Origin of the sequence: Streptococcus panodentis (assembly GCF_017884005.1) — a bacterium.
GTDB lineage: Bacteria > Bacillota > Bacilli > Lactobacillales > Streptococcaceae > Streptococcus > Streptococcus panodentis.
This window is the reverse complement of sequence record NZ_QFAY01000022.1, coordinates 17,199-41,929: the sequence shown is the minus strand read 5'-3', so window position 1 is coordinate 41,929 and position 24,731 is coordinate 17,199. Positions and strand designations below refer to the sequence as shown.

Genomic DNA, 24,731 nt, shown 5'->3' with positions numbered 1-24,731 from the left:
CCTTGCCGTACCCCAGTACTGTCTGCGGCTCGCTGCCTCGTACTAAAAGCAAACTAAAAAGCTATAACTAAAAACTCCCCTTTGTCAGTTCATTCAGTGAGTGACAAAGGGGAATTTTTCAGTTGATATGCCATTGCTCAGCCAGCCAGTCGGCAAAGGCAGCGTACCGTTCTTTGAGGGCATCGTGATGGCCGTAGGGATCAAAAACGGAGCAGGCTGCAGGAAGCTCCTTCTGGATGAGACTGTGAATCTCTGCCGCATACAAAGGGGCTTTAAAGAGGCGGTTGGTATGATTGGCGCCTTCTGTTTTTCCATTTCGCAGGTAGATCAGGCAATCCCTGTTTTTCAGCTCCTGTGTCCGGCAGTAGTCAGTAAATTCCGGATACCAGAATGAACCGCAGATGGAAAAAACACAGGGCATTTTCCAGCCGCTGTAAAGACTGTAAACAGCTGCCAGTCCGCCTAAGGAATAGCCGCCGTAAGCTATTCTGCTCTCGTCCAGCCGGTATTCCTTTTTCAGCTCTGCCATGATGCTGCCAAAGACCTCTTGGTGATAGCTGTCAGCCCTGCCGCCAAAGTCGGGTCTGCCCGCCCTCAGGGCGCTGGCTTTCCAGGGCGTATAATCATCCAGCCTGTTTTTTGACCTCAGACCGACCAGAATCACGGACTCCGAAAGGCTGCTCAGGTAGCTCAGCTGGCCGTCATTCAGAAAGACGGCTGGATAAGGCCGCTGCCCATCATAATGAGAGGGCAGGGACACCGTAACGGTCACATCCTCTCGGACAAAGCGTTTATTTATTGATAAAGTCATTGATTTTCTCAAGAGAGTCGATCACAGCAGGACCGTAATCCATCAGCTCATCATAGGAAATAGTCATGATCTGCTCATTTTTAACAGCCGGAACATCTGCCAGAACTGCATTGGCTTTCATCAGGTCTACCGCCTGGCCGTCCATTTCTTTGTTGCGGTCGCTGGTCACATAAATGATGAGCTCCGGATCCATAGACACGAGATTTTCCAAGGTCAAATCAGAAGTTCCGGTTGCCACGTTGGTATAGCCCAGCTGATTGAGCAGGCTCTCCTGCAGGGCGGATTTATAGGTGCCAAAGGTCTCATCATTGTAAGCAACCATGATCAGAGCTTTTTTCTTTTCCCCCTGAGAAGCTTTATTTGCCTTTTTCACTGCGTCGATTTTGCCCTGCAGCTGCTCGGCATATTGATTGGCCTTTTCCTGAACATTAAAGATTGTCCCCAGATTTTTGACATCTTCGACAATGTTGGACAAATCCTGCTTGATATTAGACACAGAGGCTTTCTGCGTATAGACAGGAATCTTGTTTTCGTTCCAGGAGTTCACGGTACCCAGAGACTTTTCAGAAAACATCATATTCCGGCCGAGAATAGCGTCTGGCTCATAGGACAGCACGGTTTCCTGCGATACCGTTTTTTTGTCGCCGACCTGCGGAATCGTGGCAATATCAGCCTCGTATTTGCCTGTGACAGCATTGTCTGGATTCAGCATGCCGGCAATCTTATCTTTCAGTCCCAGTTCGATCAGGATTTCGGTCGTTGAAAGGTTATTGGTAATGACCTTTTCCGGTGCTTTTTCAAAAGTCTGCTCAATCTCCTGGCCTTCGGCGTCATAGGTCTTGACCGTCACAGGGTATTTGGTCTCTGCGCTGTCCTTTTTGGCCGTTTTTTCCGAAGAAGCTTGCGATGAGGAAGACGAGCTGCTGGTTTTGGATGAAGAACTGCAGGCAGCTACTGTCAGTGCAGCAGCTGCAAGAAGCAAGATACTGAGTGTTTTTTTCATATTTTTTCCTTTCCTTTCTTGTGGGCTAGTGGGCTAGGAATCCAGCCTCTAAAAGACTACAGGTACTGAATCATTGCCTGCCGGTCCTCTGTCCAGACTACCTTGCTCTGAACGCCGTAGACAGCCTGCAATGAATCTTGGGTGATGGCTTCCGTTGGGTTGCCTTGGTATGCGATCTCACCCCCTTTCATGAGGTACAAATAGTCCGAATAGCGGCAGGCCAGCTGGATGTCGTGCAGAACGGCCAGAACATTGATGTTCAGGTCCTTTACGATGCGCAGCATGTCCAGCTGGTATTTGATATCCAGATGGTTGGTCGGCTCATCTAGGAGCAGCAGGGTCGGCTGCTGGGCCAAAGCCCGTGCCAGCAGGACCCGCTGTTTTTCGCCGCCGGACAGGGACAGATAGGCCCGGCTTGCCTTGTCCAGCATGCCCACCTGCTGCAGGGCTTCTTGGACGAGCGCGTAGTCTAGCTCGGTCTCCCTTTGCAGAAAGGAGAGATGCGGCGTCCTGCCCAGCAGGACAATCTCCTCAACGGTGCAGTCAAACTGAAGATGGTTAAACTGCGTGACAACTGCCAGATGCTTAGCAGCTTTTTTGATGCTGATGCTTTCAAGAGGGTCTCCATTGAGGTAAATGCTGCCGCTGTCCGGCTTGAGCTGGCGGTAGATGGTTTTGAGCAGGGTGGTTTTACCGCTTCCGTTGGGTCCCAGAATGGTGTGAAACTGCTGGCCCTCAACTCTGAGCGAAATCCCGTTTAAAATCTTTTTGGGGCCGACAGCATAGTGAATATCTTTGCAAATCAGGTCCATATCAGCTGTTCACCTCCCTTCGGCTTTTGGCTACAGTGTAGATAAAGAAAGGTGCACCGACCAAGGCAGTGAAAATCCCAATCGGCAGCTCTGCATTTTTGATCAGAGTCCGAGCCAAAACATCTGCCCAGACAAGAAAGAGGGCTCCCAGAAGAGTCGCGATGGGAAAGAGCCTTCTGTAGTTGGTACCGACCAACCTTCGGGCAATGTGCGGCGTGATCAGACCGACAAAGCCGATGATGCCGCAGCTGGCCACCAGCACTGCTGTGATGATGGCGACGACAGTAATATAGAGGTACCAGTAAACATGCAGTGGCACACCCAGTGTCAGAGCAGCCTCTTCCCCCATCATCATGGCATTGAAAATACGGTACTGGGAGCAGAAAAACAAAAAGGCAAGACCGACAGCGAGAGCCGGCAAGGTCAGATCTGACCAGGAAGTTCCGGCCAGTGAGCCCATGGTCCAGAATTTCACAGTCATGATACTGTCAGCATTGGCACCGACGGAGATGATAAAGTTGGCAAAGGCGATAAAGAGAGCATTGACCACCGTTCCGGATAAAATCAGACTGCCCGTCGTCATTTTGCCCTGCATGGATGCGATAAGGACGACGACTGCCGTTGCCAGAATGGCTCCGATAAAAGCGCCTGTGCCAGTAAGGGTCTTGAGTCCTAAGATGATGCTCAAGGTTGCCCCAAAGGTCGCTCCCGCTGAAATTCCCAGAATATAAGGCTCTGCGATGGGGTTGTTGACTGTAGACTGCATGACGCTGCCGCATATGGACAGACCGGCTCCAGCTAGGATGCCCAAGAGCACTCTTGGGAGCCGCATATTCCAGACGATTGCAAACGTTGACGAAGGCAGACTGTCCTTGCCAAAGGGAAGCCCCAGTTTGCTGAAAATAATGCCGTAAGTGTCCTGCAGATAGATCGAAACAGACCCCAAGGAGACGGCTAAAAACAGGGAGAAGACCAGAAAAATGATAAGAAGCAGCAGCAGGCAGACATAACGGGAAAATCCGTCCCTTCCTGACTTTTTAAACAGCATCCGGCCTCCTTTGCAGTGAAAAACAGCATCCATAAATACATTAGAATTTTTTGACAATTTCATAAAAATTATAACATTTTTAAAACGGAAGGGCAAGAATAGATGGAAAACTTGAACATCATAGAGGCGAAAAAAGAACAAAAACGACAGAGAAGGCTCTGTCGCTAGTTTGGTATTATATACGAGTCAGGAAGATGATGGCTAAAACGACAGCAATTATCCAGGTCCAATATCGATTGGGAATAAAGAAGAGTGAAGAGCGGTCGCGGTATTCAATTCTCTCTCCCGTTTTCTCATCTATCAAGATACGAACTTCCTTTGAAATGAACCATTTTGTCAATAGAAAATTCAAACCAGAAGTCGTCAGAATCAGTATGATGCAACGGAGGATCATTGAAAAAGCGGTCGTGCTGCCTTGTAAGATGAAATCAGACAGCGTAATGCCTGCAAAACCACCGCCAATTATCGCTAAAATAACAAGAAGGCCTTTGCCGCGCCATATAATCATACAAGTTCTCCTTTGATTTTATAATACAAAATTATAGCACATTATTCAAAATACAGCAAGTCCTTGCTGCTCTCAGTAAAGAGTTCAAAGCCATTCTTAGTGACATGGCCGCAGTCTTCGATGCGGACGCCGACCTTGCCGGGGATGTAGATGCCGGGCTCAACAGAGAAGCACATACCTTCCTCAATGACCAGGTCATTGCCCTCCATGATAGACGGAAATTCGTGGACATCCATGCCGATGCCGTGGCCCAGGCGGTGGTTGAAATATTCCCCATAGCCAGCTTTTTCGATGACTTGACGGGCAGCACGGTCCACCTCGTGGGCCGTCACGCCCGGTTTGATAAAGTCCAGCGCTGCTTGCTGGGCTTCCAAAGTGAGCTGGTAAATCTCCTTTTTAAACTGATCTGGCTGGCCGACAGCGACTGTCCGGGTCATATCGCTGGCGTAGCCATTGACCATACAGCCCAGGTCAAAGAGCAGAAGGGCGTTGTTTTCGATTGTATGGGCGCCAGGGATGCCGTGCGGGTTGGCTGCATTGTCACCAGTCAGGACCATGGTTTCAAAGCTCATTTCATAGCCTTCGCGCTTAATTGCAAAGTCAATCTGAGCGATAATATCGGTTTCCGTTTTGTCCAGCGAGATGCTGTCAAAGCCGATGTTGACAGCCTTGTCAGCATATTGGCCGGCAATCAGCATTTTCTGGATTTCATCAGCAGACTTGATTAGGCGCAGGCGGTTGATGAGCGGGGTCAGATTGGTAAATTCTGCTCCTTCAAAGACAGTGCGCAGGCCGTGGTACTTGGTCAAAATCAGATTGTCAAATTCGACAGCAATCTTTCTGAAAGGAGCAGCCGGCAGGGTGTTTTTAATCTTTTGCCAAGGATTTTCAGAGTCCACATAGCCGACTACCTGAAAATTAAGGATGGAAGCGGCACGGTCCGCTTCCAGAGCCGGAACAAAGAGCAGCGGCTCCTGATGAGGATAGACAAAAAGGAACATCTGGCGCTCGTGGGGATCGCTGTAAAAACCAGTCAGATAGTTGATACTGACGGGATCGGAGAAGACCGCAGCATCTGTTTTTTCATGTTCAAGATAAGCAGTGATTTGATTGATTTTTGTCATAGTTACAACCTTCTTTCTACCCTTTATTTTGGCAAAAAATGTCAAAAAAAGCAAGACTTTTCAAAAACTTATCAAAATACTTGAAAGTGTTTACAATAAGTGATAAAATGGTGAATGTAGGACAGTGAAAACGAAATTTTCAATCAAAGAAAGGAAACTATATGAACACAGACGACACAGTAACCATTTATGATGTCGCCCGTGAAGCGGGAGTTTCGATGGCGACAGTCAGTCGGGTGGTGAACGGAAATAAAAATGTAAAGGAAAACACACGCAAGAAAGTCTTAGAAGTCATTGATCGGCTGGATTACCGGCCAAATGCGGTGGCCCGGGGCCTTGCCAGCAAGAAGACGACCACTGTCGGCGTTGTGATTCCCAATATTACCAATAGTTACTTCTCTACCTTGGCCAAGGGGATTGATGATATTGCTGAAATGTACAAATACAATATTGTCCTGGCCAACAGCGATGAAGATGATGACAAGGAAGTGTCCGTTGTCAACACTCTCTTTTCCAAGCAGGTGGACGGCATCATTTTTATGGGCTATCACTTGACAGAAAAGATTCGCTCCGAGTTTTCCCGCTCCCGTACACCGGTTGTCCTGGCTGGTACAGTGGATGTAGAGCATCAGCTGCCCAGTGTCAATATTGACTACAAGCAGGCGACAGTGGATGCGGTAGAGCTGCTGGCTCAGCGCAATAAGAAGGTTGCCTTTGTCAGCGGGCCGCTGGTAGACGATATTAACGGCAAAATCCGCCTGTCAGGCTATAAAGAAGCTCTGAAAAGCAAGAAACTGTCTTACAGTGAAGGATTGGTTTTTGAATCCAAGTATTCCTATGACGATGGCTATCACTTGGCGGAACGGGTGATTGCTTCCAAAGCAACTGCCGCTTTTGTCACCGGCGATGAATTGGCAGCGGGTCTCTTAAACGGCCTTTCTGATCAGGGCATCAAGGTTCCGGAAGACTTTGAAATCATTACCAGTGATGATTCTCAGGTCGCTCGTTTCACCCGTCCTAACCTTTCGACTATCGGCCAGCCTCTCTATGACATCGGGGCTATCAGTATGCGCATGCTGACCAAGATTATGCACAAAGAGGAGCTGGAAGAGCGCGAGGTGCTGCTGGCTCACAGTATCAGCGAGCGCAATTCTACCCGTAAATAAAGAAACAAAAACCGCCAGTTTTGGTGGTTTTTTCATTTCGTCTGCCTTGTGATTTTCTTTTTCCTTTGATTTTCGATATAATAGGAACTATGAAAGTATTACTGTATCTTGAAGGAAAGTCTGTTTTGGAAAAATCAGGCATCGGCCGGGCTCTGCAGCACCAGATGCATGCTTTGGATTTGGCTGGAATTCCTTATACGACGGACGTTTTAGGGGACTATGATGTAGTGCACATCAATACCTATGGGCCGCGCAGTCTGCTCCTCCTGCATGCCGCCAAGAGAGGGGGCAAGAAAGTGATTATGCACGGTCATTCTACTAAGGAAGATTTTGAAAACTCCTTTATTGGCTCGAATCTGTTTGCTCCCTTATTTGGCAAATACCTGACCCACATGTACAAGAAGGCTGATTTTATCATTACCCCTTCGGACTATTCCAAGCAGCTGATTGAGGCTTACGGTGTCACGACTCCGATGGTGGCTGTTTCAAATGGGATTGATCTCCCTAAGTACAAAAAGGATGCCCGCAAGGAAGCTGTCTTTAAAGAGTATTTTCACATCAAGGAAGGGCAGAAAGTAGTGGTCTGTGCCGGTCTCTATTTCCGCCGCAAGGGCATCGAGGACTTTGTAGAGGTGGCCCGCAGGATGCCGGATGTTCGCTTTATCTGGCTGGGGTCCATCAATCTCTGGCTGATTCCGCGCAAGATCCGCAAGCTGGTCCTTTACGATCATCCTGACAATGTCGAATTTCCCGGCTACTTCAAGGGAGCCGTTTTTCAGGGGGCCATGTCAGGCAGTGATGCATTCTTTTTCCCTTCCTATGAGGAGACAGAGGGAATTGTTGTCTTAGAAGCCCTTGCCAGCCAGCAAAATGTAGTTCTGCGCGATATTCCGGTTTATCAGGGCTGGGTGGATGAAAACTCAGCCGAGCTCTGCCACAATGTGGACGAATTTGTCGACTCCCTTCGCAAGGTTCTTGACGGCCGGATTGATAAGCGCCAGGCAGGCTATCAGGTTGCCAGAAGCCGGTCCATTGACGATGTTTCCGACCAGCTGGTCAAGGCCTACCAAACAGTTTTGGAGATGTAAGATGCGTATTGGTCTTTTTACAGATACCTATTTTCCTCAGGTTTCCGGGGTTGCGACCAGCATTCGGACCCTGAAAACGGAGCTGGAGAAACTAGGTCATACCGTATTTATTTTTACCACGACGGATAAGGATGTCAACCGCTATGAGGACTGGCAGATTATCCGCATTCCCAGTGTTCCTTTCTTTGCCTTTAAGGATCGAAGAGTAGCCTACCGCGGCTTTTCCAATGCTCTGGAAATCGCCCGCCAGTATCAGCTGGATATCATCCATACTCAGACGGAGTTTTCCTTGGGCCTGCTGGGGATTTGGATTGCCAAAGAACTGCGGATCCCAGTGGTGCACACCTACCACACCCAGTATGAGGACTATGTCCACTATATCGCCAAGGGCATGGTCATCCGTCCCAGCATGGTCAAGTACATTGTCCGCGGCTTTATGAGCGATTTGGATGGGGTCATCTGCCCCAGCGAGATTGTCTATGACCTCTTGGTGGATTATAAGATTGAGGCAGAAAAAAGGGTTATTCCGACAGGGATTGAGCTGGCTAAGTTTGATCGGCCGGAGATTTCCCGGGAGGATATCAAAAAGCTGCGCTTTAAGCTAGGTCTGGCTGAGGGCGAGGTGATGCTGCTCAGCCTGTCGCGGATTTCTTATGAAAAGAATATTCAGGCGGTGGTCAAAGCTCTGCCGGCTGTTCTGGAAGAAAATGATCAAATCAAGCTGGTCATTGTCGGTGACGGACCATATGCGGATGATCTGAAAGAACTGGTGGCTCAGCTAGGGATTGAAGACTCGGTTATCTTTACAGGCATGATTGCCCCCAGTGATACCGCGCTTTATTATAAAGCAGCAGACTTCTTTATCTCAGCCTCCACCAGTGAGACGCAGGGTCTGACCTATCTGGAGAGTCTGGCCAGCGGCACGCCTATTATCGCCCATGGCAATCCTTATCTGGACAATGTCATCAGCGACAAGATTTTTGGGACCCTTTATTATGAGGAACGCGATCTATCCGGTGCTATCTTAGAGGCTGTGATTGCAACGCCTGACATGGATGAGAAGAAACTGGCAGACAAGCTCTATGAGATTTCGGCCGAAAACTTCGGCCGCAGGGTTTATGAGTTTTATCTGGATTTGACCATTTCCAAGGACTTCCATAATGACCTGAAGCCGGAGGAAAATGTAGCCAAGCGTTTGGCCAAGTCCGTGGCTTATCTGCCCGGCAAGGTCATCTCTCTGCCAGTCAACGGTTCCGTTCGGATTTTCAAGGCTTCCAGCAAGCAGGTCAAAAAGATAAAAGGCCTGACCAAATTTTTGGAATAGCAGGGGAGTGTCTGCCTGCCCAGCCTGCTGTGCGCCGGCAGTTCTCTCTGTCGGAGCGGTTTGCAGCAGTTCTGATTTGCTGACCTGTCATCTTGGCCGGCTCTAGCGGCGGCTGTCCAGCTGGAAATTGCCGTTTTTTCCTCTTGCAAAATTTCACAATCGTGCTATAATAATTTTTAGAGACAAGTCAGTCAGATTCTTTCTGCCAGAGAGTGCGTGGTTGCTGTAAACGCACAGAAAGCCTGAGCTGATACTCCTCGCTTGCTTTTTATGCAAACATAAAACGGTGGCTACGTTAGAGCCGATTCGAGGTGTAGGTTTTTTGACATACACGAATGAAGGTGGAACCACGTTGCGACGTCCTTTTTAGGGGCGTTTTTTATTTTGTCAAAGGAGGGTGGTATGCTTTACTTAATTGGTGGGTCGCCATGCAGTGGCAAGTCAACCATTAGTTCATTTCTTGCCCGCCAATATGACCTAGTTCATATCAAGATAGACGACTTGACAGATCAGCTGACTGAACAGGCAATTCTAGACCGAGCTCCTATCAGCTTTCTCAGACGGGACAGAAGTCCAGATCAGATATGGCTGCGACGTCCAGAAGCTATGGCAGATGAAGAGTGGTATTTTTATGAGGAAATTTTTCCTTATTTGAAATCCTACCTGATAAAAAATCAAGAGCAGTCGCTGTTGGTGGAGGGAGCAGGGCTATTGCCACACCTAGTTAACAGTCTTACACTGCCTAATGCTTATCTTTGCCTGACGCCAACGGCTGATTTCCAACTGACACATTATGCTAAGCGAGAGTGGGTTCCCTATATCTTAAAAGGGTGCTCAAATCCTGAAGAAGCATTTAAAAATTGGATGCAACGAGATATTCTTTTTGCCCAAAGAGTCCGAGAGGAAGCAGCGAAATTAGGTTATCCTAGCCTCGTGACAGATGGCAGTCAAACGGAAGTTCAGCTTGCTGAAGAGATTGCCCGTCTCTTAAAATTAACAAAAATAGACATTAAAAAAGGAGAAAACCATGATTAACATTACATTTCCAGATGGTGCGGTTCGTGAGTACGAATCCGGCAGCACCACTTTTGACATTGCCCAATCCATCAGCAATTCCTTAGCTAAAAAAGCCTTGGCCGGTAAGCTCAATGGCAAGCTGATTGACACCACCCGGGCCATCACAGAAGACGGCGCGCTGGAAATTGTGACCCCTGACCACGAGGATGCCCTGTCTGTCCTGCGCCATTCGGCTGCCCATCTCTTTGCCCAGGCAGCCAAGCGTCTTTTCCCTGACATTCATCTGGGTGTTGGACCGGCCATTCAGGATGGTTTTTACTATGATACGGATAATGCTGCCGGTCAGATTTCCAATGAAGACCTGCCTCGTATTGAGGAAGAAATGAAGAAAATCGTCAAAGAAAACTTCCCCTCTATCCGGGAGGAAGTGACCAAGGACCAAGCCCGCGAAATCTTCAAAGACGATCCCTACAAGCTGGAGCTGATTGAGGAGCATTCGGAGGACGAGGGTGGTCTGACCATCTACCGTCAGGGCGAATATGTCGATCTCTGCCGCGGTCCGCATGTGCCCTCAACCGGCCGCATCCAAATCTTCCACCTGCTTAATGTCGCAGGTGCTTACTGGCGCGGCAACAGCGACAATGCCATGATGCAGCGGATTTATGGAACAGCTTGGTTTGACAAGAAAGATTTGAAGAACTACCTGCAGATGCGGGAGGAGGCCAAGGAGCGCGACCACCGCAAGCTGGGAAGAGAGCTGGATCTCTTTATGATTTCCCAAGAAGTAGGGCAAGGCCTGCCTTTCTGGCTGCCAAATGGAGCGACGGTCCGCCGGGAGTTGGAGCGTTACATTGTAGATAAGGAGTTGGCTTCTGGCTACCAGCATGTCTATACGCCGCCGTTGGCTTCTGTGGAACTTTATAAGACTTCTGGCCACTGGGAGCATTACCAAGAAGACATGTTTCCAACCATGGATATGGGCGATGGGGAAGAGTTTGTCCTGCGGCCGATGAACTGCCCGCACCACATCCAGGTCTACAAGCACCATGTGCATTCCTACCGTGAGCTGCCGATTCGGATTGCGGAGATTGGCATGATGCATCGTTATGAGAAGTCCGGAGCTCTGACCGGCCTGCAGCGCGTGCGGGAAATGTCCCTTAATGACGGTCACATTTTTGTCACTCCTGAGCAGATTCAGGAAGAGTTCCAGCGGGCTCTGCAGCTGATTATCGATGTTTATGAAGATTTCAATCTGACAGACTACCGTTTCCGCCTGTCCCTGCGTGATCCAGAGGATACACACAAGTATTACGATGATGATGCCATGTGGGAAAATGCTCAGTCCATGCTTAAAGCAGCCTTGGATGAGATGGACGTGCATTATTTTGAAGCAGAGGGTGAGGCAGCTTTCTACGGGCCTAAGCTGGATATTCAAGTCAAGACAGCTCTGGGAAATGAAGAAACCCTTTCGACCATTCAGCTGGACTTCCTGCTGCCAGAGCGTTTCGACCTCAAGTACATCGGCGCTGACGGAGAAGAACACCGTCCGGTTATGATTCACCGCGGGGTCATCTCGACCATGGAGCGCTTCACGGCTATCCTGATTGAGAACTACAAGGGAGCCTTCCCAACCTGGCTGGCACCGCATCAGGTGACCCTGATTCCGGTTTCCAATGAGGCTCATATCGACTATGCCTGGCAGGTGGCCAAGAAGCTGCGTGACAAGGGGGTCCGTGCAGATGTGGATGAGCGCAATGAGAAGATGCAGTACAAGATCCGCGCCTCACAGACCAGCAAGATTCCTTACCAGCTCATTGTCGGCGACAAGGAAGTCGAAGATGGCACCGTCAACGTCCGCCGCTACGGCCAAAAAGAAACCCATACCATCCCAGTTGATGACTTCATTCAGCAAATCCTAGCGGATATTGCCAATAAGTCGAGAGCAGCAAAATAGCAGCATCAAACCCGAGCTATCCGCCCGAGTTTTGTTCTTGATAAATTATGAAAGTTAGCTGATTTCTTTTTGCTACCATTCGATCTTATCGTCTAACTTCTCCAGTGAGCCTTGCCAGTTTTGGATTTGCTCTTGGACGAAGCTGCGGTGCTGCTCCAGCAGTGCTTTGAGCAGCTGACACTTCCTAGCGGAAGCTCCATCCACCTCCTCAAATAGTTCGTTGTACGGTTTGAGCGGCTCACAGCCTATCATTTTCTTATTTCAAAATGATAGGCTGAAACTGTCCTCCGGACAGTTTCACTGCTAAAAGCAAAGGAAAAGTCTATATCACTCTGCCGCCTGTGCCCAGCGGCGGGACAGCCTGCGGGAGAAGGTCGAAATAGCAAAGTTAATGACAAAGTAAATGGCTGCCACCAGCAGGTAGAGAGTAAAGACCTGTTCGGCTTCAAAGTAGCGTCCCATCAGGATTTGGGCGGATCCGAACAGCTCCTGCAGGGCAATGACGGAGTAGAGCAGACTGGTGTCTTTGATGACTGTTACAAACTGGGAAATGATGGACGGCAGCATTTTGCGAACGGCCTGAGGCAGGATGATGTACCAGAGGATCTGGACCTGCGTAAAGCCCTGAGACAGGCCGGCTTCGGTCTGTCCGTCATCAATGGCGTTGAGTCCGCCGCGGATGATTTCAGCCAGAGCAGCAGAGGTAAAGACTGTGAAGCTGATAATGCCGGCCGGTGTGGACTTGACTTGGAAGACCAAGAAAATCGTGAAAATCCAGAGCAGATTGGGGACATTGCGGACAAACTCAATGTAAACGCTAGCCAGCAGCTGGAAAAATTTATTTTTGCCATTGCGCATAACAGCCAAGATGGTCCCCAGAATCGTGGACAAAATAATCGAAATAAAGGATATTTCCAACGTCAGCCAAAGTCCCTTTAAGATAAAAAGGAGGTTGGTCGGTGTTAAGACATTTAAGATATTTTCCATGAGAACCTCCTTACAGACTGTAGGCCTGCTTGTTGGCTTCCTCTACCCTGCGTCCCCAGCGTGCGATAGGGAAGCAAAGGAGGAAGTAGAGCAGGGCAGCTCCGGTAAAGGCCGGAATGTAGTTGGAATTGAGAGCAGCCCAAGATTTGGTCACAAACATAAGGTCAACTCCGGAGATAATAGCGACGGTCGAGGTGTTCTTAATCAGATTGACCACCTGATTGATCAGAGGCGGCAGGATAATCCGAAAAGCCTGAGGCAGGATAATGTAACGCATGGTTTCGATATAGGTAAAACCTTGTGACAGAGCTGCTTCAGTCTGCCCGCGCGGGATGGACTGGATCCCTGAGCGGATGACCTCAGCGATATAGGCGCCGTGATAGAGTCCGACACAGAGCACAGCCGTCCAGTAGATGGAGGGCATGATGGCATAGCCGCTGATAAGCGGCAGACCGTAAAAGACGATGACAAACTGTACCAGTAGGGGTGTGTTTTGATAAAATTCAACGAAAACCCGAGCCAGTCCGCGGAGAAAAGCGTTCTTGCCGGTGCTGATAGCACCGAAGACAATTCCCAGTATCAGGGCCAGGATTAAGGCACCGACTGAGATGGCCAGCGTAAAGAGGAAGCCTTGGATAAACTGTCCAAAGTCTGCAAAATAAGCCTGCCAGGAAGATAAATTAAAAGTCATACATGCTCCCCTTTCTAATCATCGGCTGAAGTCGATGGCTTCAGCTGGTACTTGTCATACAGCTTTTGCAGACTGCCGTCCTTCTTCCATGCTGTGATCAAGCCGTTTAGGTAATCGTTTAAGCCGGTGTTGGATTTTTTGCTGACGACACCATAATCAGCTGTTTTAAAGCTGTAGTCCAGAATGGTGGATTTGGAGCTGACATAGCCAGTCAGGATGGACTGGTCGACCGAAAAGGCATCAATGCGATGAGCCCTTAGGGAGACAGCCAGCTCAGGATAGGACCCCAGTTCCACATACTTAAAATGGAGTTTTTTCTCTTTGGCAATTTCTTCCAGCAGGGTCTGGGTGATCGATCCCTGAACCACACCGATGGTCTTGCCGTCTAAGTCTTCCAGATTCTTGATTTTGCTGGATTTATTGACCAGAAAGCCCGAAGCATCCGTATAGTAAGGAGTGGTGAAATTGTAGAGGAGTTTGCGCTCATCTGTAATGGTGAAGGTAGCGATGACGATATCCACCTGACCGTTGTCCAGCAGAGGCCCACGGGTTTGGGCCGTTACCGGCACATAGTTGATCTTGACGCCCAGCTCCTTGGCAATCTTTTTGGCAAGGTCAATTTCCAGTCCGCTGTAAGTGTTATTTTCGGGATTGAGATAGCCGAAGTTGGGAACGTCCTGCTTGACGCCGACATTGAGCACGCCCCTTTTCTGAATAGCTTTGACCTGCTCGCTGTCGGCATCAGCCTTGACTGTTTGGATCATCCCAAAAGCCAGCAATACCAGAGCCAGGCCCAGTAGAATATTTTTTATTTTCATGTTTTCCTCCTTGAAATAAATCAGAGTAGATGCTCAATGAACAGCATCGGCAAATGAGCCAGGAGCGGTCATGCTGGCAGCAAACCGGCTCATCATATCCTGCCGCCCTTTAACTTGACTTAGGCAAGTCGAAATGAAGGAAGGTTGGTGTGGATGTTCGAAGAGTATAAAATAGAAAGAGCGGGAGAGTCTGTGTCCGCAGATGATGTTGCTTTCTTCCTAAAAGCCTCTTTTTCGATGATTTCTAAGCGGCATCTCTGTTAAGATGTGACCGTATCACTCTCGTGATTGATAATTTTGCTGAGGAATTGCTTGGCACGCGGTTCAGTCGGATTGTCAAAGAAGGCATCAACATCGGTTGTGTCTACTAAAACCTCTCCTTCGGCCATAAAGATGATGCGGTCGGCTACCTCGCGGGCAAAGCCCATTTCGTGGGTTACGACAATCATGTTCATGCCGTCGTGGGCCAGTTTTTGCATGACAGCGAGAACATCGCCGATGGTTTCGGGGTCCAGAGCCGAAGTCGGCTCATCAAAGAGCAGCAGCTCTGGGTGCATGGCCAGACCGCGGGCGATTGCAATCCGCTGTTTCTGGCCGCCGGACAGCATGCCGGGGTAGGAGTCCTTCTTGTCCCACATGCTGACAAATTCTAGGTATTTTTTAGCCGTTTTTTCTGCTTCTTTTTTATCAATTCCCAAGACTTTGATAGGAGCTAGGGTTACATTTTCTAACACCGTTTTGTGGGGGTAGAGATTGAAGTGCTGAAAGACCATGCCGACTTCCTTGCGCAGGCTGACCAAGTCTTTAGCGGAAGCATTGGCCACTTCGTGTCCGTTGACAGTCAGGCTGCCCTGATCGATTCCCTCCAAGGCATTGATTGTTCTGATGAGAGTTGATTTTCCCGAACCAGATGGCCCAAGCAGCACAACGACCTGTCCTTTTTCGAAACTGAGATTGATCGTGCGCAGGGCGTGAAAATCTCCGTAATATTTTTCGACATTTTTAAATTCAACTAGAGCCATAGGATTCTCCTTTGTGTTAGATAATATGACATAGATTTTACCATAGAATAAAAAAACTGTCAAATTGAATAAAAATTATTTCTACATTTGTCAAATAATGGTAGCTTGAATTAGTATTTTTTAAGAAAAGTTTGGTATAATAAGACTATAGAAATAATTACAGTTGGACGGGGAGTCTAGCAGAAATACTAGATGGCCTTTTGTGTGTTCAGAGGCGGAGTCTGTTTATTGGACTGCTGCAGCTTTTCCTGCAGGACCTGACGGTGCCCTTCCAATCTGATATTAAGGTGAATATATGAAGAAAATATTAGTTGTAGATGATGAGAAGCCAATCTCAGATATTATCAAGTTTAATATGGCCAAAGAAGGCTATGAGGTGCTGACGGCCTTTGACGGCAAGGAAGCGCTGGAGATGTTTGAAGCCGAGCAGCCGGATATCTTGATTCTGGATTTGATGCTGCCGGAAGTAGACGGACTGGAAGTGGCCCGTACTATTCGCAAGACCAGCAATGTACCGATTATCGTGCTTTCTGCCAAAGACAGTGAGTTTGATAAGGTTATCGGTCTGGAAATCGGTGCGGATGACTATGTGACCAAGCCTTTCTCCAACCGCGAGCTTCAGGCACGGGTGAAGGCTCTTCTCCGCCGGGCAGACTTAATTGTGGAAAGTCAGGGCGATGATAACGGTCCGAATGAGCTGACGATTGGGGAGCTGCAGATTCTGCCGGATGCCTTTGTGGCTAAAAAACACGGCAAGGAGCTGGAGCTGACCCACCGGGAATTTGAGCTGCTGCATCATTTGGCCACCCATATCGGGCAGGTCATGACGCGGGAGCACTTGCTGGAGACTGTATGGGGCTATGATTATTTCGGTGATGTCCGTACAGTGGATGTGACCATCCGCCGCCTGCGTGAAAAGATCGAAGATACGCCCAGCCGTCCTGAGTACATTCTGACCCGCCGCGGTGTTGGCTACTATATGAGAAATAATGATTGAAGCAATTAAACAGTTTGTGATTTCTGCGGATTTCGTCTTTTTTCTCATTATCATCGGCTTTATTATCGTTGTGGCTTTGCTTTTTTTGGAAAACCGCCGTGATAACTACAAGCTGCTGCAGCTGAATCAGAAGATTAAAGATCTGATTGCTGGTGATTATTCTGAAGTGCTGGATATGCAGGGCAGTCCGGAAATCACAGACATGACAAACAGTATCAATGACCTTTCAGAGGTCATTCGCCTGACGCATGAAAATCTGGAGCAGGAAACCAAGCGCCTATCCAGTATCCTGTCCTATATGACAGACGGGGTGCTGGCTACCAACCGCCGCGGTCAGATTATCACTATCAATGATATGGCGACCAAGCAGCTGGGGGTTAAAAGAGATGAGGTCCAAAATATGAGTATTTTGGATCTGCTTTCGATTTCAGAAGATTATGATTTGCGGGACTTGATTACCAAAGTGCCCGAGCTGACCATTTATTCTCAGGATGAGAATGGAGAGTATCTGAGCCTGCGCGTGCGTTTTGCTCTGGTCAGACGGGAGTCGGGCTTTATTTCCGGTCTGGTTGCTGTTTTGCATGATACGACCGAGCAGGACAAGGAAGAGCGGGAACGCCGGCTCTTTGTTTCCAATGTCAGCCATGAGCTGCGGACGCCTTTGACCAGTGTTAAGTCCTACTTGGAAGCTCTGGACGACGGGGCTCTGTCAGAGCCGGTAGCTCCGGATTTTGTCAAGGTTTCGCTCAATGAAACTAACCGCATGATGCGCATGGTGACAGACCTGCTCAGTCTCTCGCGCATTGATAATGAAACCAGTCATCTGGAAGTAGAGCTGACGAATTTTACAGCTTTTATCACTTTTATTCTCAACCGTTTTGATAAGATCAAAAGTCAGGACGAGACCAAGAAATACGAGATTATCCGCGACTATCCCATAACCCCGATTTGGGTAGAGATTGATACGGACAAGATGACCCAGGTGATTGACAATATTATGAACAATGCCATTAAGTATTCGCCTGACGGCGGGACCATTACAGTCTCTATCAAGACGACCGATGTCCAGCTGATTCTGTCCATTGCGGATGAAGGGCTGGGGATTCCTAAGCAGGATCTGCCTAAGATTTTTGACCGTTTCTACCGGGTGGACAAGGCCCGCAGCCGGGCCCAGGGCGGTACCGGTCTGGGACTGGCGATTGCCAAAGAAATTGTCAAGCAGCATCAGGGCTTTATCTGGGCCAAGAGCGAATACGGTCAGGGTTCGACTTTTACAATCGTTCTGCCTTATGATAATGATGCCGTGCGCGATGACGATTGGGACAATGAAGATATTTAGAAAGTAAACATGAGCAAAGGATTTCAATACAGTATTTTGGCATCAGGCTCCAGCGGCAACTGTTTTTACTTAGAAACAGACCAAAAGCGAATCTTAATTGATGCCGGCTTATCAGGGAAAAAAATCAGCAGTCTGTTAGGCGAGATTAACCGCAAACCGGAGGACTTGGACGCCATTCTGGTGACGCATGAGCATAAGGACCACATCCACGGAGTAGGAGTGCTGGCCCGTAAGTATCATCTGGATATTTATGCTAATGAAGCGACCTGGAAGGCCATGGAGAAGGACTTGGGCAAGCTGGATATCAGCCAGAAGCATGTCTTTGAAATGGGGAAAACCAAGACTTTCGGCGATGTGGATATTGAGAGCTTTGGGGTCAGTCATGATGCAGTCTGCCCGCAATTTTACCGCTTTATGAAGGATGGCAAGAGCTTTGTCATGCTGACGGATACGGGCTATGTCAGCGACCGCATGGCAGGGGTGATTGAGAATGCTGATGCCTATCTGATTGAGAGCAATCATGATATCGAAATTCTCCGCAGCGGAGCCTATCCTTGGAGTCTCAAACAGCGCATCCTGTCTGACATGGGCCACCTGTCCAATGAGGACGGAGCCGAAACTATGATTCGGACTTTGGGCAACCGCACCAAGCGAATCTATCTGGGGCATCTGAGCAAGGAAAATAACATCAAGGAGCTGGCCCACATGACCATGGTCAATCAGCTGGCTCAGGCAGACATGGCTGTCGGCCATGATTTTCAGGTCTATGATACCTCGCCCGACACTGCCACCCCTCTGACCAGAATTTGAGACCGCGAAAAGAAGAAGCGGACCAGAACGGTTTGATACTCAATGAATTGACTTTCAAAGGGTATTTGTATAGAAAAATCAGGAGGAGCTGTATAGGGCCTCCTGATTTATAGTCTTTTCGTTTGCTTTTAGCAGTGAAACTGTCCGGGGGACAGTTTCAGCCTATCATTTTGACATAAGAAAATGATAGGCAGCGAGTTGGAGGCTGAGATAAAAGTCCTTCAGTCTTGCTTTGTTTTGGAAAAAAACTCTTGACGCGGTAGCTGATTGCTCAAAGCACTGTTTTGAGGTTATGGATGAAACATCCGTTAGGATGTGCCAAGACTGTTCGTCTTTTAGACTCCAAAAAGCTCCAGCGGATGAGAAGCCGCTCAGCAGTGGTTGATGGCATTAAAGCCCTTCATGAACTGTGCAGGGGGAGATTCTAGCTGACCAATGGCGACAGAACTTCCCCAGCCACCATGTCCTGCAAATCAAACGATAGAAAAATACGAAGCTGGGTACGGTTGTCCCAGCCTCGTATAAAAAGTGCGTCAGCCTCGCTTTGCTCTGGCAAAGTCCTTTGGATGGCTGCGGGTTCTTACTTGCTAAAGTCGTAGTCTTTGACAATCTCGATTTTTTCAATCTTGACATCTGTTTTTGGTTTGTCATTGCTGTCGGTTTCGGCAGCAGCGATTTTATCGACCACATCCATGCCTTCCAGCACTTGGCCAAAGACGGTATAACCACCGTCTAAGCTCGGATTTCCTCCGTTTTTGTAGGCTTCAATTATTTTGGCAGGAATGGAGGATGTTGACAGTTTGGAAGAAAGATCTGTCTTATTTTGATTGATGAAGAACTGGCTGCCGTTGGTATCCTGTCCGGCATTAGCCATGGAGAGAGAGCCGCGGATATTGTACAGGTAAGGAGAGTATTCATTTTTAAAGCCGCTGCCGCTGTCTTTTGTAGCATCCTTGCCTTTCCAGATAGACTCACCGCCTGTGCCGTTTCCTTTAGGATCGCCGCTTTGAATCATAAAGTTATTGATTACGCGGTGGAAGAGCACGCCGTCGTAGTAGCCTTCTTTGGCATGGGTCAGGAAGTTTTCAACAGCCAGCGGAGCGTATTTTGGAAAGAGCTTGACCCGAATGCTGCCTTCCGTAGTGAGGATCGTGACCTCGGCTTCATCCTCAGCAACTTCTGTAGACAGCTGCGGGAAGTTGGCATTTTGGTTTGTCATGGCATCTTGATACTGCTCGCGGAGTTTGCGGGTTTCTGCATCATCGGAGCTGGTGACGGATGACTGGCTGGAAGCGCTGGAGGAGCTGGAACTGATTTCCTCCTTGGCAGAGCAGCCTGCCAGGACAAGGCCTGATAAGAGACCGAAAAGAATCATTTTTTTCATAAGAGACCTTTCTCAATTAGTTTCTAAACTACTGGTATTTTACTATAAAAAACCTAGTTTTTCAAATCTATCTGTTCCAGAAAGTTCAAAAGCTGCTGTTTCAAGGCTTGCGGCTGCAGGGCTTGGCGGGCCAGATCCTGCAGGTCGACCCATTCAGGCTGGTAGATATTGTGAGCATGGCTGCGCTGGGCTTCTTCGCCGTGTATGCGGGGGCTGTCGTTTCTGGTAAGGACTGTATAGAAATACTGCTCTGTCTCTCCTTGGTTGTCAAAGGAAAAAGCTGGCTGCAGCTGCTTGCTGGACAGGGTCCAGTTCAGTTCTTCCTGAATTTCCCGCTGAGCGGCTTCAAGAGCTGATTCTCCCGATTCGATCCTGCCGCCGGGGATGACAAAATATTCCCGATTATTTTTCCAGCGGTGGATCAGCAGGATTTGTCTGGACTGGGGATTGTAAAGAATGACTCCGGCACGCATGGTGCACCTCCTTGCTGTCTGTTCATATTCTTTGAAAATCAAGACCAAGCATCATTATACTCGGTTGAAAATCGAAGCGGCCGCTCCCTAACGGAAGATTTATTCGCTGCCTTAAAGCAGTGCTTTTGTTGATTCCTGACGGCCGCTTCCTCCGCAGTTTCAATAGCTTTCCCAAATCTTTTGAACTCCCGCCTGGTCTGCTGACGGTGTTCATTGACTATACTGATGGGGTGACGCTTCTTTCTTCCTTATTTTATCATAAGCACAAAAGTTTTGCCTGTCTGATCCTTGTGATATAATAAATCCAATATTTAAAAGGTAAGGTGACATATGATTGATTCAATCGGGCAGGTCATGCTCTATGTCGGCGATATAGAGAGCGCTGCTGTTTTTTGGAAGGAGAAGATGGGCTTTGAGCGGGTGGAAAAGCAGGTTCAGGGAACGCAGGTATCCTATATTGTCGCACCCAAGGCCCAAAGCGATGTACAGTTTGTCCTGCATGACAAGGCTCAGGTGGCGGAGATGAATCCGGATATGAACTTAGAAACCCCTTCTATCCTCATGGCGGCAGTCAATCTTGAGGAAACCTACCAGAAGCTGGCAGCTAAGGGTGTGGCCGTTCATCCTATTTTGGATCTGGGCTTTATGAAGGTTTTTAACTTTGCCGATAATGAAGGGCATTATTTTGCTGTAAGGGAGCTGAAACATGACGGATTCTGAACGCTTGCAGGAGCTGTATAAAGACCATGCTCAGCTGCCCTATATAGGACCGGACCGCGATCTAGCAGTCTGGCTTTTGGAGGGAAAGCCGGTGCCTAAGCGCAATATGGAAAGACTGGACAATGGCTTGCTGGCTGGAGATATCATCCTGCTTTGGCGGATTGGTTTCGGGACTTTCACGACGGATTCCTTTTTTCCTAAATATTTTGAGTTTACTTACGGCATCAATGCTTCGGCGCATTTGGCAGCCTTAGTGGATCAAGGGTACGCTTATAAGGAAAAAGCTTTTGCTTCGCTGGATCATATAAATGCGGCGGCCAAGAAGGCTATTCTGAAAAGCAAGAAGGTAAACGGCCTGTCTAAAATGAAAGCTGCTGATTTAGACCGGGCTTTGGCTGAGAATTTTACTGAAGAAGAGCTGGCTCAGTCTTTTTCCGTGCGTGGCTATGAGCTGACTGAAAAGGGCCGTCAGGCACTGGCTGCTCATCAGGAAGTAGTGGACCGCCATCCGCAAAAGAAGTTCTGATGGGACAGAACATTTCCAAATTGACGGTTGTTTTGTGCATATTTATAACTTTTTTGTTAAAATAAAATCAGCTAATAAAATGAAGGAGGATGTTTCTCGATGAAAAAGAGACTGACAAGAGATGTTAAACATCAAAAAATTGCTGGAGTCTGTGCAGGTATCGCTAACTATTTTGACCTAGATCCAACCTTGGTGCGGGTTATCTGGATAGTGCTGGCCTGTATGGCTGGAGGAGGCATTTTGGCCTATCTGATTGCCTGGCTGGTGATGCCGGAAGACAGCGGTCAAAATGATGAGCCGACAATTATCAACTAATCCTCTTTGAAAATCGAAGCTGACATTTCTTAGGGAAGTTGTATTGGCAGCTGCAGTAGTCCAACGGATTCTTGGTGAGAACAGAGCAAGACTGAGGCGCCTTTGTCTCAGTCGCCAATCTGCGTCGGCCAATTTTGCCGTTTTCGGTTTTTTGAGCAGACTTGTTGGGGAAGGTCATCTGGAGTCAGTCTGCCTTAGGTGGCCGGCCCGTAAGCAGCTGACCTCGTTGCTTCATTGCTGCATGAAAAGAGCCTTTCTAAACAAGGACTCTAAACTGGCAAGACAAGACAGGGAGAATGAGGCTGAGCCTGATTCTTTTTTTGCGCACAGCGGATAGACGGAAGACAGGAGCTGCAGATTTTCACCGGCTATCAGCTGCATTTTCTCTTACATTTTCAGTCAGTTTCAGCTGATAAATCGTTTCACATTCGAGCTTTAAATGTGTTATAATAAAAGTTATGGCAAATAAGAAATCTAGTAAAAAAGGCCGGACCACACGTCGGCCGACAAAAGCAGAATTAGAAAGACAAAAAGCGATAAAAAGGATGATTGTCACCTTTGTGATGGCCTTGATTCTTTTGTTTGCAGCAATCAAGCTGGGGGCTTTTGGTGTGACCATTTACAATGCGCTGCGGCTCTTAGTCGGAAGTCTGGCCTATTTGGCGATTTTTGCCAGTTTGGTTTATCTCTTCTTCTTTAAGTGGCTGCACAGACATGAAGGCATGGTTTCAGGCTTTATCAGCCTCTTCTTTGGTCTCAGCCTGATTTTTCAAGCCTATTTTGTCAGTGTTCTGAAATTGGAGGGGGCAACTGTCTTATCAACGACCCTGGGCAGGGTTTTGACAGATCTGACTGCCTTTAAGGTCAGCTCCTTTGCGGGAGGCGGCCTGCTGGGCGCCCTTCTCTACGCGCCCATCTCTTTTCTTTTCTCGAATATTGGTTCCTATTTCTTCGGTCTGCTCCTCATTCTTTTGGGAGGCCTGCTCATGAGTCCCTGGTCTATCTATGATATTTCAGAAAAGGCCATGGCAGCTTTCCAGAGCTGGAGGGAAAAGCAGGAAGAAAAGCGGCAGCAGCGTTTTATGGAAAAAGAGGCAAAAGCAGCTCAGGCAGCTATGCAGGCTATTGAGGTGGAGGAAGAGGCAGCTGCAGTTGACCCTGAGACAGGCGAAATCTTAGATGAGGATCTGCTGGCGCATACGCCGGTAGACTTTGATCAAGAAGACTATGATGAGGCTGAAACGGGAGATGTTGACACCAATGAGCCGCTGGACTTCGGCCGGGATGCAGAAGCAGCAGAAGAGGACGACAGCGGCGATGTTGAAGTTGACTTCACGGCCAAGGAAAGTCTGGATTACAAGCTGCCGACACTCAGTCTTTTTGCGCCGGACAAGCCCAAGAACCAGTCCAAGGAAAAGCGGCTGGTGCGTGAAAATATCAAAATCTTGGAAGAAACCTTTGCCAGCTTTGGTATCAAGGCAACGGTGGAGCGGGCCGAAATCGGACCGTCTGTCACCAAGTACGAGGTTAAGCCGGCAGTCGGAGTCCGGGTCAATCGGATTTCCAATCTGGCCGATGATTTGGCTCTGGCGCTGGCAGCCAAGGATGTGCGGATAGAGGCGCCGATTCCCGGCAAGTCTCTGGTCGGGATTGAAGTGCCCAACTCGGAAATCGCCACGGTGTCCTTCAGAGAACTCTGGGAGCAGTCCAAGACAGATGCCAAGAAGCTCTTGGAAATTCCGCTGGGCAAGGCCGTGAATGGCTCGGTGCGTTCCTTTGATTTGGCGAGAATGCCCCATCTGCTGGTGGCTGGTTCGACCGGCTCCGGTAAATCTGTAGCTGTCAACGGCATCATTGCCAGCATTCTGATGAAAGCCCGGCCGGATGAAGTCAAGTTTATGATGGTGGATCCCAAGATGGTGGAACTGTCTGTCTACAATGACATTCCCCACCTGCTGATTCCGGTCGTGACCAATCCGCGCAAGGCCAGCCGAGCCCTGCAGAAGGTCGTAGACGAGATGGAAAACCGCTATGAACTCTTCTCCAAAGTCGGTGCCCGCAACATTGCTGGATACAATGCCAAGGTGGCTGAGTACAATGCCCAGTCCGAATACAAGCAGATACCCCTGCCTTTGATTGTCGTCATCGTAGACGAGCTGGCTGACCTCATGATGGTGGCCAGCAAAGAAGTGGAAGATGCCATTATCCGTCTGGGACAAAAGGCGCGGGCGGCCGGGATTCATATGATCCTAGCTACCCAGCGGCCGTCAGTGGATGTCATCTCTGGACTGATTAAGGCCAATGTGCCGTCACGGATTGCCTTTGCGGTCTCCAGCGGGACAGACAGCCGGACCATTCTGGATGAGAATGGGGCAGAAAAGCTGCTGGGACGCGGGGATATGCTCTTTAAGCCCATTGATGAAAACCATCCGGTCCGTCTCCAAGGTTCCTTTATCTCGGATGAAGATGTGGAGCGGATTGTGGCCTTTGTCAAAAATCAAGCCGAAGCTGACTATGATGACAGCTTTGATCCGGGTGAAGTTTCTGAAAGCGATCTGGACGGCGGCGGAAGCGATGGAGATGAAGGCGACCCGCTCTTTGAGGAAGCCAAGGCCCTGGTCATCGAAACCCAGAAAGCCAGCGCCTCGATGATCCAGCGGCGTCTCTCTGTCGGCTTTAACCGGGCCACCCGTCTCATGGAAGAGCTGGAAGCGGCCGGTGTTATCGGACCGGCTGAAGGCACCAAGCCCCGCAAGGTTTTGCAAACTTAAGGAATAAGGAAGATGGCTCAGGT

24 protein-coding genes are annotated in these 24,731 nt (G+C 48.8%); 12 read left to right on the top strand and 12 right to left on the bottom strand.

Annotated features, from left to right (window positions below; all coding sequences use genetic code 11):
- Positions 1-118 precede the first annotated feature (118 nt).
- The 6 genes from DHL47_RS09950 to DHL47_RS09925 form a co-directional block, all read right to left on the bottom strand.
- On the bottom strand, positions 119-811 hold the full coding sequence (locus DHL47_RS09950) for an alpha/beta hydrolase-fold protein (protein ID WP_209551755.1): 693 nt from the start codon (positions 809-811) through the stop codon (positions 119-121).
- On the bottom strand, positions 792-1,814 hold the full coding sequence (locus DHL47_RS09945) for an ABC transporter substrate-binding protein (RefSeq protein WP_209551754.1): 1,023 nt from the start codon (positions 1,812-1,814) through the stop codon (positions 792-794). The genes DHL47_RS09950 and DHL47_RS09945 overlap by 20 nt, the downstream gene beginning before the upstream one ends.
- A 56-nt stretch (positions 1,815-1,870) precedes the next feature.
- Complete coding sequence (locus tag DHL47_RS09940; RefSeq protein ID WP_209551753.1) at positions 1,871-2,626, bottom strand: ABC transporter ATP-binding protein; 756 nt, start codon at positions 2,624-2,626, stop codon at positions 1,871-1,873.
- 1 nt (position 2,627) lies between these two features.
- Positions 2,628-3,674: a FecCD family ABC transporter permease gene (locus DHL47_RS09935; RefSeq protein WP_209551752.1), complete on the bottom strand. Its 1,047-nt coding sequence runs from the start codon at positions 3,672-3,674 to the stop codon at positions 2,628-2,630.
- A gap of 175 nt (positions 3,675-3,849) precedes the next feature.
- Positions 3,850-4,182 (bottom strand): hypothetical protein, encoded by a 333-nt coding sequence (locus tag DHL47_RS09930; RefSeq protein WP_209551751.1) that lies wholly within the window; start codon positions 4,180-4,182, stop codon positions 3,850-3,852.
- A 41-nt stretch (positions 4,183-4,223) separates the two neighbouring features.
- On the bottom strand, positions 4,224-5,306 hold the full coding sequence (locus DHL47_RS09925) for a M24 family metallopeptidase (RefSeq protein ID WP_209551750.1): 1,083 nt from the start codon (positions 5,304-5,306) through the stop codon (positions 4,224-4,226).
- A gap of 161 nt (positions 5,307-5,467) precedes the next feature.
- Here DHL47_RS09925 and ccpA point away from each other — a divergent pair, with 161 nt between their 5' ends.
- The 5 genes from ccpA to thrS all read left to right on the top strand — a co-directional run bounded on the left by ccpA (position 5,468) and on the right by thrS (position 11,855).
- Positions 5,468-6,472: a catabolite control protein A gene (gene ccpA / locus DHL47_RS09920; protein ID WP_128836988.1), complete on the top strand. Its 1,005-nt coding sequence runs from the start codon at positions 5,468-5,470 to the stop codon at positions 6,470-6,472.
- A gap of 89 nt (positions 6,473-6,561) precedes the next feature.
- A complete protein-coding gene (locus DHL47_RS09915; protein WP_128836987.1) occupies positions 6,562-7,560 on the top strand; it encodes an LTA glycolipid anchor biosynthesis glycosyltransferase, IagA/BgsA family in 999 nt (332 codons plus the stop codon).
- 1 nt (position 7,561) lies between these two features.
- Entirely contained in the window at positions 7,562-8,884 is a 1,323-nt protein-coding gene (locus DHL47_RS09910; RefSeq protein ID WP_128836986.1) for a glycosyltransferase family 4 protein, read from the top strand.
- A gap of 402 nt (positions 8,885-9,286) precedes the next feature.
- Entirely contained in the window at positions 9,287-9,919 is a 633-nt protein-coding gene (locus DHL47_RS09905; RefSeq protein WP_128836985.1) for a nucleoside/nucleotide kinase family protein, read from the top strand.
- Entirely contained in the window at positions 9,912-11,855 is a 1,944-nt protein-coding gene (gene thrS / locus DHL47_RS09900; RefSeq protein WP_209551749.1) for a threonine--tRNA ligase, read from the top strand. The genes DHL47_RS09905 and thrS overlap by 8 nt, the downstream gene beginning before the upstream one ends.
- Before the next feature lie 327 nt (positions 11,856-12,182).
- Here the strand turns inward: thrS and DHL47_RS09895 are convergent, their stop codons facing one another.
- The 4 genes from DHL47_RS09895 to DHL47_RS09880 all read right to left on the bottom strand — a co-directional run bounded on the left by DHL47_RS09895 (position 12,183) and on the right by DHL47_RS09880 (position 15,373).
- Positions 12,183-12,842 (bottom strand): amino acid ABC transporter permease, encoded by a 660-nt coding sequence (locus DHL47_RS09895; protein WP_128836983.1) that lies wholly within the window; start codon positions 12,840-12,842, stop codon positions 12,183-12,185.
- Between the two features lie 10 nt (positions 12,843-12,852).
- Positions 12,853-13,533, bottom strand: coding sequence for an amino acid ABC transporter permease (locus DHL47_RS09890; RefSeq protein ID WP_209551748.1), 681 nt, complete (start codon positions 13,531-13,533; stop codon positions 12,853-12,855).
- A 14-nt stretch (positions 13,534-13,547) separates the two neighbouring features.
- Positions 13,548-14,351 carry a transporter substrate-binding domain-containing protein gene (locus tag DHL47_RS09885; protein WP_209551747.1) on the bottom strand — a complete coding sequence of 268 codons (804 nt, stop codon included), beginning with the start codon at positions 14,349-14,351 and terminating at the stop codon, positions 13,548-13,550.
- 260 nt (positions 14,352-14,611) lie between these two features.
- Entirely contained in the window at positions 14,612-15,373 is a 762-nt protein-coding gene (locus DHL47_RS09880; protein ID WP_209551746.1) for an amino acid ABC transporter ATP-binding protein, read from the bottom strand.
- A 295-nt stretch (positions 15,374-15,668) separates the two neighbouring features.
- On the opposite strand from DHL47_RS09880, the gene yycF reads away from it, so the two are divergent.
- The 3 genes from yycF to DHL47_RS09865 are packed head-to-tail and all read left to right on the top strand — an operon-like array spanning position 15,669 to position 18,519.
- Entirely contained in the window at positions 15,669-16,370 is a 702-nt protein-coding gene (gene yycF, locus DHL47_RS09875; protein WP_128836981.1) for a response regulator YycF, read from the top strand.
- Entirely contained in the window at positions 16,363-17,709 is a 1,347-nt protein-coding gene (gene vicK, locus DHL47_RS09870; RefSeq protein ID WP_128836980.1) for a cell wall metabolism sensor histidine kinase VicK, read from the top strand. The genes yycF and vicK overlap by 8 nt, the downstream gene beginning before the upstream one ends.
- A gap of 9 nt (positions 17,710-17,718) precedes the next feature.
- Entirely contained in the window at positions 17,719-18,519 is an 801-nt protein-coding gene (locus tag DHL47_RS09865; protein ID WP_128836979.1) for an MBL fold metallo-hydrolase, read from the top strand.
- Between the two features lie 580 nt (positions 18,520-19,099).
- Here DHL47_RS09865 and DHL47_RS09860 read toward each other — a convergent pair.
- Together DHL47_RS09860 and DHL47_RS09855 are read right to left on the bottom strand one after the other, a co-directional pair.
- On the bottom strand, positions 19,100-19,903 hold the full coding sequence (locus DHL47_RS09860) for a peptidylprolyl isomerase (RefSeq protein ID WP_209551745.1): 804 nt from the start codon (positions 19,901-19,903) through the stop codon (positions 19,100-19,102).
- A gap of 53 nt (positions 19,904-19,956) precedes the next feature.
- Positions 19,957-20,376, bottom strand: a complete 420-nt coding sequence (locus tag DHL47_RS09855) for an NUDIX domain-containing protein (RefSeq protein ID WP_209551744.1) — start codon at positions 20,374-20,376, stop codon at positions 19,957-19,959.
- A 330-nt stretch (positions 20,377-20,706) separates the two neighbouring features.
- Here DHL47_RS09855 and DHL47_RS09850 point away from each other — a divergent pair, with 330 nt between their 5' ends.
- From DHL47_RS09850 to DHL47_RS09835, 4 genes are all read left to right on the top strand, one after another.
- Positions 20,707-21,096: a VOC family protein gene (locus tag DHL47_RS09850; protein ID WP_128836976.1), complete on the top strand. Its 390-nt coding sequence runs from the start codon at positions 20,707-20,709 to the stop codon at positions 21,094-21,096.
- Positions 21,083-21,622, top strand: coding sequence for a hypothetical protein (locus DHL47_RS09845; RefSeq protein ID WP_209551743.1), 540 nt, complete (start codon positions 21,083-21,085; stop codon positions 21,620-21,622). The genes DHL47_RS09850 and DHL47_RS09845 overlap by 14 nt, the downstream gene beginning before the upstream one ends.
- A 99-nt stretch (positions 21,623-21,721) precedes the next feature.
- Complete coding sequence (locus DHL47_RS09840) at positions 21,722-21,937, top strand: PspC domain-containing protein (protein WP_128836974.1); 216 nt, start codon at positions 21,722-21,724, stop codon at positions 21,935-21,937.
- A 458-nt stretch (positions 21,938-22,395) separates the two neighbouring features.
- Positions 22,396-24,708 (top strand): DNA translocase FtsK, encoded by a 2,313-nt coding sequence (locus DHL47_RS09835; protein WP_209551742.1) that lies wholly within the window; start codon positions 22,396-22,398, stop codon positions 24,706-24,708.
- Positions 24,709-24,731: the final 23 nt, after the last annotated feature.

What these genes read in the sequence shown, in the direction of transcription:
- DHL47_RS09950 (WP_209551755.1), bottom strand. Translation starts at nt 811, where the DNA reads ATGACTTTATCAATAAATAAACGCTTTGTCCGAGAGGATGTGACCGTT.
- DHL47_RS09945 (WP_209551754.1), bottom strand. Translation starts at nt 1,814, where the DNA reads ATGAAAAAAACACTCAGTATCTTGCTTCTTGCAGCTGCTGCACTGACA.
- DHL47_RS09940 (WP_209551753.1), bottom strand. Translation starts at nt 2,626, where the DNA reads ATGGACCTGATTTGCAAAGATATTCACTATGCTGTCGGCCCCAAAAAG.
- DHL47_RS09935 (WP_209551752.1), bottom strand. Translation starts at nt 3,674, where the DNA reads ATGCTGTTTAAAAAGTCAGGAAGGGACGGATTTTCCCGTTATGTCTGC.
- DHL47_RS09930 (WP_209551751.1), bottom strand. Translation starts at nt 4,182, where the DNA reads ATGATTATATGGCGCGGCAAAGGCCTTCTTGTTATTTTAGCGATAATT.
- DHL47_RS09925 (WP_209551750.1), bottom strand. Translation starts at nt 5,306, where the DNA reads ATGACAAAAATCAATCAAATCACTGCTTATCTTGAACATGAAAAAACA.
- ccpA (WP_128836988.1), top strand. Translation starts at nt 5,468, where the DNA reads ATGAACACAGACGACACAGTAACCATTTATGATGTCGCCCGTGAAGCG.
- DHL47_RS09915 (WP_128836987.1), top strand. Translation starts at nt 6,562, where the DNA reads ATGAAAGTATTACTGTATCTTGAAGGAAAGTCTGTTTTGGAAAAATCA.
- DHL47_RS09910 (WP_128836986.1), top strand. Translation starts at nt 7,562, where the DNA reads ATGCGTATTGGTCTTTTTACAGATACCTATTTTCCTCAGGTTTCCGGG.
- DHL47_RS09905 (WP_128836985.1), top strand. Translation starts at nt 9,287, where the DNA reads ATGCTTTACTTAATTGGTGGGTCGCCATGCAGTGGCAAGTCAACCATT.
- thrS (WP_209551749.1), top strand. Translation starts at nt 9,912, where the DNA reads ATGATTAACATTACATTTCCAGATGGTGCGGTTCGTGAGTACGAATCC.
- DHL47_RS09895 (WP_128836983.1), bottom strand. Translation starts at nt 12,842, where the DNA reads ATGGAAAATATCTTAAATGTCTTAACACCGACCAACCTCCTTTTTATC.
- DHL47_RS09890 (WP_209551748.1), bottom strand. Translation starts at nt 13,533, where the DNA reads ATGACTTTTAATTTATCTTCCTGGCAGGCTTATTTTGCAGACTTTGGA.
- DHL47_RS09885 (WP_209551747.1), bottom strand. Translation starts at nt 14,351, where the DNA reads ATGAAAATAAAAAATATTCTACTGGGCCTGGCTCTGGTATTGCTGGCT.
- DHL47_RS09880 (WP_209551746.1), bottom strand. Translation starts at nt 15,373, where the DNA reads ATGGCTCTAGTTGAATTTAAAAATGTCGAAAAATATTACGGAGATTTT.
- yycF (WP_128836981.1), top strand. Translation starts at nt 15,669, where the DNA reads ATGAAGAAAATATTAGTTGTAGATGATGAGAAGCCAATCTCAGATATT.
- vicK (WP_128836980.1), top strand. Translation starts at nt 16,363, where the DNA reads ATGATTGAAGCAATTAAACAGTTTGTGATTTCTGCGGATTTCGTCTTT.
- DHL47_RS09865 (WP_128836979.1), top strand. Translation starts at nt 17,719, where the DNA reads ATGAGCAAAGGATTTCAATACAGTATTTTGGCATCAGGCTCCAGCGGC.
- DHL47_RS09860 (WP_209551745.1), bottom strand. Translation starts at nt 19,903, where the DNA reads ATGAAAAAAATGATTCTTTTCGGTCTCTTATCAGGCCTTGTCCTGGCA.
- DHL47_RS09855 (WP_209551744.1), bottom strand. Translation starts at nt 20,376, where the DNA reads ATGCGTGCCGGAGTCATTCTTTACAATCCCCAGTCCAGACAAATCCTG.
- DHL47_RS09850 (WP_128836976.1), top strand. Translation starts at nt 20,707, where the DNA reads ATGATTGATTCAATCGGGCAGGTCATGCTCTATGTCGGCGATATAGAG.
- DHL47_RS09845 (WP_209551743.1), top strand. Translation starts at nt 21,083, where the DNA reads ATGACGGATTCTGAACGCTTGCAGGAGCTGTATAAAGACCATGCTCAG.
- DHL47_RS09840 (WP_128836974.1), top strand. Translation starts at nt 21,722, where the DNA reads ATGAAAAAGAGACTGACAAGAGATGTTAAACATCAAAAAATTGCTGGA.
- DHL47_RS09835 (WP_209551742.1), top strand. Translation starts at nt 22,396, where the DNA reads ATGGCAAATAAGAAATCTAGTAAAAAAGGCCGGACCACACGTCGGCCG.